A 7,315-nucleotide genomic window follows, 5' to 3' on the forward strand; every position below is an offset into this window, starting at 1 on the left:
CTTAAATTTGCAATCTACCTATTACCCTTATTTTTGTTATCATACACCCATAGGATTGATTATCATTACCAGGAGAAATTAGAGATCTGGAACTAACACCAAAAAAAGAATTGGAGCTCCGGGACATTCGACAACGTTTAAGCAATTCATTACATCATACACTTGAACAGCGGAACGATGCTGTTAAAATCAGGCTAGCAGACTATCCTAATTTAACCTTAACTCAGGGTCTATAACTAACCAATACCCCCTCGAAAACGTTGAAAGAATAACCCCTAATATCTATAATGTAGATATTAGGGGTTATTTATTTTTATATACCAGAAATAGCTTCTTTTATTCGTTATTTTTTCGATACCTTTTAGAACGATTTTGACCAGGAAATAAACGATCATGCGATCCGACTCGAATGCCAATTAAGACTAGTTCATCTGTATCAATCGTATAAACAACCAGAACATCGTTAGTTTCGCTGGGTGTTTTGTTTTTCGGGGTGTCTCGTAAATGAAATTCATTATAACCGCTCATTCGCCGATTAAGCTCATGATCTTCAAATTCTGGTGGTAATTGTTGCTGCTCAAGCAACAGGTCAATGGCTGCTCGAACTTCATCAATAATAGATTTGTCTAAACTGGCTAACCGTTTTAGATCAGCATTAAAGGTTGCACGTGGTTTAAATCTTAGTTTTTTCATTATTTAAACTGACCCCAATAATCATCATTTGATTCAACAATTTCATCATCAGTTAAAACATGTCGTTTAATTAACTGATCACGCGCAATTGCATATTCTAACGAACCTTCTTTCGCTTTTAATGCTCTTTCTATCCAGTCCATTTTTTCTTGTGAAACGATGGCCACTGCGCGACTATTTGAACGAGCAATATAAACGGTTTCATCTTCGTCATTAACTTGATCTAAATATTTTTTTAGGTTAGCGCGAAAATCGCTCTGTGTTAGTGCTAATGTCATATTTACCACCCTTTCATTGTACTTAATATTGTACTTTAATTTGTATTAAAAATCAATTTTTTAAGGAGCTAAAACTATGCAACAAGTTGTTTTACCCATCAAAGATTCAAACGTTCTTAAAGATGTTCAAGATACTTTACTCAATAACTTTAAAGCTGGCCGACGTAACTATACAGTTTTTCAAGTTGGCAAAGCGACACTGCTGCGAGTCAGTGATGTCATGCGCTTAAAACAAACCGATATTTTTAATCCGGACGGTTCTATTAAACAAAATGCGTTCATTCACGATCGAAAAACGGGTAAACCTAATACCTTGTACCTTAAACCGGTTCAAACAGAGCTCTTATTGTACCGTCAATGGCTACTTGATCATAGACTAGCCTCTGAATGGCTCTTTCCTTCCATTCAACACCCCGAGCGCCATATCACGGAAAAACAGTTCTACAAAATTATGAGTAAGGTTGGCGAGCTGTTAGGCATTAATTATCTAGGGACCCATACGATGCGCAAAACCGGTGCTTATCGCGTCTACACGCAATCAAATTATAATATTGGCTTAGTCATGAATCTGCTCAATCATTCCAGTGAAGCGATGACGTTAGCTTATTTAGGCTTAGACCAGGCTAGTACCGAAACGATGCTGGATCAAATTGATTTTGGTTGAATGCAATAGCGTATAACTTTAAAATAATAATATATATGGTATAATTCAAATATGGAAAAGCCAGAATTTGAAACTTACAAACGTCCCAATGGTCATGATGAATTCGATGAATGGTTACAGCAACTGCCACTTAAAGATCGCGCTAAATTACTGCAAGTGATTACAGATACGCAGGATCAAGGTTTACTAGTCGCTCAACGCATGACTTGGGTTAAAAAGATAGCATCAGCTAAAAATTTATATGAATTAAGAAGTAAAGTATCCAGTAATATTCAACGGGCATTATACTTTCACGTTAAGGGACCAAAATATGTGATTACCCATGGGTTTACCAAAAAGACACAAAAAACAACACCCGCTGAAATTAAACATGCGATTGAATTACGAACTGAATGGGAGGATAGTCAAAATGAAAATCAATGATATTTTAACCCGGGAATTAAAAGACCCTAAGTTTGCTGAAGCTTATCATGCTGACAAGGAAAAATCTGCCAGTGCCTTAGCGTTGTATCATACTCGTGAAGAAGCTGGCCTAACTCAGGCCGATTTAGCTGAAAGAGCAAACGTCCCTCAATCCACCATTGCTAGAATCGAACGTGGCGATAATGTAACGTTTGATAAACTAGCTGAAATTGCCCATGCTATGGGTAAAACAATTAAAATTGAATTTACTCAATAAGTTAGACCTTTAAAGGGGTATTTGGCAGCAGTTGATTTAATCAACTGCTGCTTTTTTGATCAAGCTAAATTAGCTTGCGCCGTTTGCGCAAAACTCCGCCTGAAAGGCTCCTGCTGAAGGCATGCTCATGATGCAAAATCATTCGGCCGACAGCCCCTGTCTGGAAGACTTTTTTACTCAAATTCCGATAGCAATTTTGAGTAAAAAGCGCGAACCTTTGCCAAAAAGTGGCTAGCCAACCGGCTAACCACTTTGGCATTGCGCAGCTAACTTGGGGGTCAAGGGGGAGCGTTAGCTTTCTCCCTTGCAAGCACCGCAGCAGCCACAAACGTAGTCTTGTGGCTAGCATGCGGGTTGATTGCCAAGCCTCTGTTATTCGATTATCATTAGGAGGTAGTCAGCCTGCGGCTGATCCGACTTTTGATATCTCGAATAACATTGCCCGCAGGGCAACGGAGGTGGGACTTGTGAACGAACCACAAAATCTGGCTAGCACAAAAAAGACGACTCAGGTTCATCGTCAGGCTAGCAAACAAATTAATTTTCGGGTGAGTGAACCGGACTATTTAAAGCTGGCGCGTTCCGCGCAAACTTTAAATCTGTCCGTGCCGGCTTTTGTCAAAAAGAAGGCCCAGGGGGCGCGCTTGGTAACGCCTAAGATTGCCGCCCAAGATGCCCAGAACATCACTCATCAGTTAGCTAAAATTGGCGGTAATCTTAATCAATTGGCCCATCATGCTAATCAAGGTGGTCAAATCGATCCCCAGGCATTAAAGGATTTACAAAACGAGGTGCACCGCGTATGGCAACAACTCACATAAAACGTTCCACCAGTGCATCTAGGTTAGTCAATTACGCTGAAAAACGAGCCATCAAAAAAGATGGCCTCAATTTAGATATTCAGTACGCTAAAAGCGAATTTAAACAAGTGCGGGCCGTCTATGGCAATCCTGGGAAAACCCAAGCGTATGCCAGCCGGATTGCCTTTAGCCCGTTGGAATTTAATCCGCAAGATCCTCATGATCAGACAACGGTTTTAGCCGTTGCCAAAGAAGTTTATGCCAAAGCCTATCCCAATCAACAGGTGGCCCTTTATGAACATGCCGATACCGATTCGTTGCACGTCCATGCTGTCGTTGGCGCGATTAACCTCGAAACCGGTCAAAAAATGCACGGTAATTGGCATCAATACCGCGATCGCTTAGTCCAAATCACTGATCAGGTGTGTCAGGAACGGGGCTTAATGGTCACCCGGCCCGATCCTAACCGTCACGAGAAACGCTCAATGGCCGAAATTAAGCTCCGGGCTAAACAGCAGCCCACTTGGAAAGATCAAATCCGCCAAGCCGTCGATCACACCATGCAGAACCCCCTGATTCGCGATTTTCAGGCCTTTCAGGACGACTTGAAACAACAGGCAGTTAAAGTATGGGAACGGGGCAAAAATCTTACCTATCAGCTATTAGGGACCAATTACAAGTCTCGGGGAACCAAACTCGGGCTTGATTATGAAAAGGAGACGATTTTTAATGAGTTGGCAAGCCGACAAAACCAAACAAGAACCAACCAGCAACCAGAACGAGCCATTAAAGCAACAGTTGACTCAGCTCGAACGAACTTTAATCGAACTGCGGAATTATCAAGGCACCCAAATTCAGTTTCAGGCCACAGCCAAAACATCTCTCGATCAACAACTTCAGCAGATCGAACAAACCGCTCAACAGGTCAATCAACAATTTCAGACGACCTTAAACAACTTAGACAGCAGCAACGCCAGCTCGCAAGCCCAATTAAAACAGACCTTACAAAGCGCTTACGCAACGTTTCAAAAGCAGACCAACCTGATCAGTCAGGAAAATCTAACCACCCTCAAACGAATTCAAACCGAGCAAGGCCAAAACAACCAGCGCCTCAGCCAACTCAGCAACCAAGTGAACCAGACTATCCAAGAGACGCTGGCCCAAGTCGCTAATCAAGTGGAGCAGCAGTTACAAACCACGAAAAAGCGGTTCTCGTGGTATGAAATTAAGAATTATTTGCTAGCGGTAATCCCAACCGGGATTTTAACGGGACTCGTTTTTGGGTTATTAACTCATTTTTGGGGTCGATAAAAGGCGTCTCCTTGGGGGTGAGCAGCTAGGTACTGATCAAAGTTATCCCGAGTGCGTGCATCAAGATCTTTAACTGAGTTAGTCGTAATCGTCTTGACGGTCTTTAATTGTCGTGCGACTTGGCGATCAGCAGCCTCGGTTAACTTGTGAATCCCGGTAATGATCACTAAAACCGGTTTAACCTGGCCAGTCACTTCTACCCAAGCTAATTGACCAATCGCAAGATTCTTTTTCCCCATGGTTTTGTGATGGCGAACCCGCCATTGATAACTTTTAGGACTAAAATAATGATTTTTATTCACATGATGGCCGTTAATAACGGTTTCGATATGATGAGTTGATGACATAGAATTCCTCCATTCTGTTACTAACTAACTTAAAGTTAATCAGCTAAACTACTTTGCCGAAAATATAGTTAACGGATAAAGTCTCTTCTCAACGGAAGAGATTTTATTGATTAACCAAGCCGCTTATAATATACATCGTACACCTAAGTGTACAAAATTTATCTCGGTAAAATATGCGTAATTGGCCTGCCCATCACCCTATGAGCGGGCCCTTTGCGTCTGTTGATAGCACGATGCTTAACTAGGGCCTACCCTAATGTAATCACTGAAAACGACTAATTTTATTAGTAACAATTAAGTGTTCCAGTGACGTTCTTAAATTACCCGTAATTGATTCACCTTAACCAATTACTGATACACAACATCATGAATACAATAATCGTTAACTTTATTCTGAAACATATCCATGAGTGAAGTCATCATATAGCCGTCTGGTTGACTGGTTTTCTTATTAGCCGAAACAATAATCCGTTTCAAATCCATGTCTAAAGTTTCTTGGTAATCCGTGTTTAATTCAAATGATAGGGCTTCTTGGGCATTCAGAATGTTCTTAGCTTGTTTACTGACTGCTGACTTAGCTTTAAATAATAAACCGGCATAGGCATATAGTTTTTTGGGATCCCCAAAAGAGAAGGTCTTCATGATATTAACGGCTTGCTTAGGTAAATGAACTTTTGTAACTAAACTGTTAGCAATCACATCTAATTCAGCTTGCTTGATAACTTTGTTTTGATCAGGCTTTTGAGTGAGGTTGGAATCTTTTGGAGAATTAGTCCGTGAACACGTATCATTTGTATTATCTGTTATTTGTTTATTTGAATTAAGTGTTCTACTAGAATTAGGTTTTCCAATTTCAGGACGTTGGATTTCCCGTTTTACGTTGCCATTGTTGGCTTCTGGATTTGTTTCATTCTCAAATTTTGGTAAGAATAGTTTAGTTGCCCCATTGAATTGGTGTTTCATAACTAAATAACCCTTTTTTACTAATCGTTTAAAAACTTCTGTAATTGTGCTGACGTTAACGCCTAGCTTCATTGCTAACTCATCACGTGTGTAAATAACATAATAATCATTAAACTTTTTACTGAAAAAATCTTTATTCTTAGTGCTTGCTTGCATACGGTCTTCTAGCAATGAATAAATCAGAATCTCATTGCCACCCTTTAAATCTGAATTTAAGTTGCTTTCCTTTACTTTGAAAAATTGCATAATTACATATCTCCCTTTATTTAGAGAAAACAAAAGAGATAACAAGTCATCCTCAACTTGATACCTCTTTAGTCTGCAACTATGTATCTTGCATTTACCAGTCTCATTTCATATAATGAAAGAAGTAGGAAATTGTATTCCGAAACTTCTTTCAAAAATATGTTAATAAGATTGGCACTAAAGGCTATCAAGTGGCTCTAGCACTTGTTAGCTGATTAGTAGAAGTTTGTCGAAGGGCTTCTATCAATCAGTGCCTTTTTTGTTTACTCGTATTTAATTGACCTTATTATATACTACTCGAAAAATATTCACAACCTATCTAAATAACCGTTTCCAAAAGCTCTCTTGTGTCTCATTAGAGGGCTTTTCGTTTTGCTTGCTTATATTTGTATCTGAATCATTGCTATCGTCCTTAGAATCGTTCTCACGGATTTGTACGGTGTTACTTTCTAATTTCTTCAATTTATTTTGAACATCTAATTGTAGACGTTGCGACTGATCTAATAATTGCGTAAGTTTGTCTATTTGTTCATTTCTTTTATCGGTTTCACTTTTCCAACGCTTAACTTCCATTTTTAATTCTTGAATTAATTCCGAATTGTTCTTTGAATTGTTGATGAACTGTTTACTGTTCAAATCTGATAAGTCTTTTTGAATTTTTTGGAATGCTTCTTGATTATATAGTTTTGCTTTTCCTCTAGTGCTATTTTCTCTTAAATTCAGCTTACTTATACTTCTGTATACGCTACTCTTGCTAACGTTTAATTTGCGTGAAATTTGAGACATCGTGAATAATTCTGAATTCATCTTAATCACCTCAATAGAATTATATCATTATTCTGAATTATTTCTGAAATGTTTCTTGACTCAATCTGAATACTAATGAATTATTCGCACGTATAAACAAACAATGCAGTAGAATGCGTTTATATCACGTTATAAAATAAAAATTTTATTAGATACAAAAAAACACCACCCAAATTAATGAGTAGTGCTTTTTGATATGCAATTGGCATAAAGATCTGAATAAATAGAAAGTCGGCTAGTTTTATTGTAACTGATTAATTTTTTAATACAACAAAAAAACGCCACTCAATTAAGAATGACGTTTTTTCTGATATATGTGCCAATACCAAATAAATAGAAGGTTAATTGTATTTTAACTGATTAATCACACAACGCAAGGAATAAGGAAAATCTTTTACAGTCGTTAATACTCCTCTATTTTGGTAATACAAAGTCGCCAATTCGACAATGATAAATTTATATCGATCGTCTGAACTCATATCGTTATTGCAAGCGTTGTTTAGATACGCTTTTGCACTGTTAAGAAT

Annotated in this window: 11 protein-coding genes; 5 read left to right on the top strand and 6 right to left on the bottom strand. The window is 38.5% G+C overall.

Annotated elements, in window-relative coordinates; all coding sequences use genetic code 11:
* Window positions 1-336 precede the first annotated feature (336 nt).
* Together HMPREF0519_RS12515 and HMPREF0519_RS12520 are read right to left on the bottom strand one after the other, a co-directional pair.
* Window positions 337-693: a type II toxin-antitoxin system YafQ family toxin gene (locus HMPREF0519_RS12515; protein ID WP_003636731.1), complete on the bottom strand. Its 357-nt coding sequence runs from the start codon at window positions 691-693 to the stop codon at window positions 337-339.
* Entirely contained in the window at window positions 693-971 is a 279-nt protein-coding gene (locus HMPREF0519_RS12520) for a type II toxin-antitoxin system Phd/YefM family antitoxin (protein ID WP_003636732.1), read from the bottom strand. Before HMPREF0519_RS12520 ends, HMPREF0519_RS12515 begins: the two co-directional genes overlap by 1 nt.
* Before the next feature lie 76 nt (window positions 972-1,047).
* Here HMPREF0519_RS12520 and HMPREF0519_RS12525 point away from each other — a divergent pair, with 76 nt between their 5' ends.
* From HMPREF0519_RS12525 to HMPREF0519_RS12545, 5 genes are all read left to right on the top strand, one after another.
* Window positions 1,048-1,635 carry a site-specific integrase gene (locus HMPREF0519_RS12525; RefSeq protein ID WP_003636735.1) on the top strand — a complete coding sequence of 196 codons (588 nt, stop codon included), beginning with the start codon at window positions 1,048-1,050 and terminating at the stop codon, window positions 1,633-1,635.
* Window positions 1,636-1,686: 51 nt separating this feature from the next.
* Window positions 1,687-2,058: a type II toxin-antitoxin system RelE/ParE family toxin gene (locus HMPREF0519_RS12530; RefSeq protein ID WP_003636737.1), complete on the top strand. Its 372-nt coding sequence runs from the start codon at window positions 1,687-1,689 to the stop codon at window positions 2,056-2,058.
* Entirely contained in the window at window positions 2,045-2,314 is a 270-nt protein-coding gene (locus HMPREF0519_RS12535) for a helix-turn-helix domain-containing protein (protein ID WP_001748276.1), read from the top strand. The genes HMPREF0519_RS12530 and HMPREF0519_RS12535 overlap by 14 nt, the downstream gene beginning before the upstream one ends.
* Before the next feature lie 467 nt (window positions 2,315-2,781).
* Window positions 2,782-3,135 carry a plasmid mobilization protein gene (locus HMPREF0519_RS14505; protein ID WP_040472844.1) on the top strand — a complete coding sequence of 118 codons (354 nt, stop codon included), beginning with the start codon at window positions 2,782-2,784 and terminating at the stop codon, window positions 3,133-3,135.
* On the top strand, window positions 3,117-4,286 hold the full coding sequence (locus HMPREF0519_RS12545; RefSeq protein ID WP_003636746.1) for a relaxase/mobilization nuclease domain-containing protein: 1,170 nt from the start codon (window positions 3,117-3,119) through the stop codon (window positions 4,284-4,286). The genes HMPREF0519_RS14505 and HMPREF0519_RS12545 overlap by 19 nt, the downstream gene beginning before the upstream one ends.
* A gap of 120 nt (window positions 4,287-4,406) precedes the next feature.
* Here the strand turns inward: HMPREF0519_RS12545 and HMPREF0519_RS12550 are convergent, their stop codons facing one another.
* The 4 genes from HMPREF0519_RS12550 to HMPREF0519_RS14095 all read right to left on the bottom strand — a co-directional run.
* Complete coding sequence (locus HMPREF0519_RS12550; protein WP_040472843.1) at window positions 4,407-4,772, bottom strand: DUF5839 family protein; 366 nt, start codon at window positions 4,770-4,772, stop codon at window positions 4,407-4,409.
* Between the two features lie 348 nt (window positions 4,773-5,120).
* The gene (locus HMPREF0519_RS12555; RefSeq protein WP_003636754.1) at window positions 5,121-5,981 is read right to left on the bottom strand and encodes a replication initiator protein A; all 861 of its coding nucleotides are present in this window, start codon (window positions 5,979-5,981) and stop codon (window positions 5,121-5,123) included.
* Between the two features lie 315 nt (window positions 5,982-6,296).
* On the bottom strand, window positions 6,297-6,788 hold the full coding sequence (locus tag HMPREF0519_RS12560) for a hypothetical protein (protein WP_003636756.1): 492 nt from the start codon (window positions 6,786-6,788) through the stop codon (window positions 6,297-6,299).
* A 341-nt stretch (window positions 6,789-7,129) separates the two neighbouring features.
* Window positions 7,130-7,315, bottom strand: a 186-nt coding sequence (locus HMPREF0519_RS14095) for a head-tail connector protein (RefSeq protein ID WP_220094607.1), incomplete at its 5' end; no start/stop codon positions are given.

The organism is Lentilactobacillus hilgardii DSM 20176 = ATCC 8290, assembly GCF_000159315.1.
Lineage (GTDB): Bacteria > Bacillota > Bacilli > Lactobacillales > Lactobacillaceae > Lentilactobacillus > Lentilactobacillus hilgardii.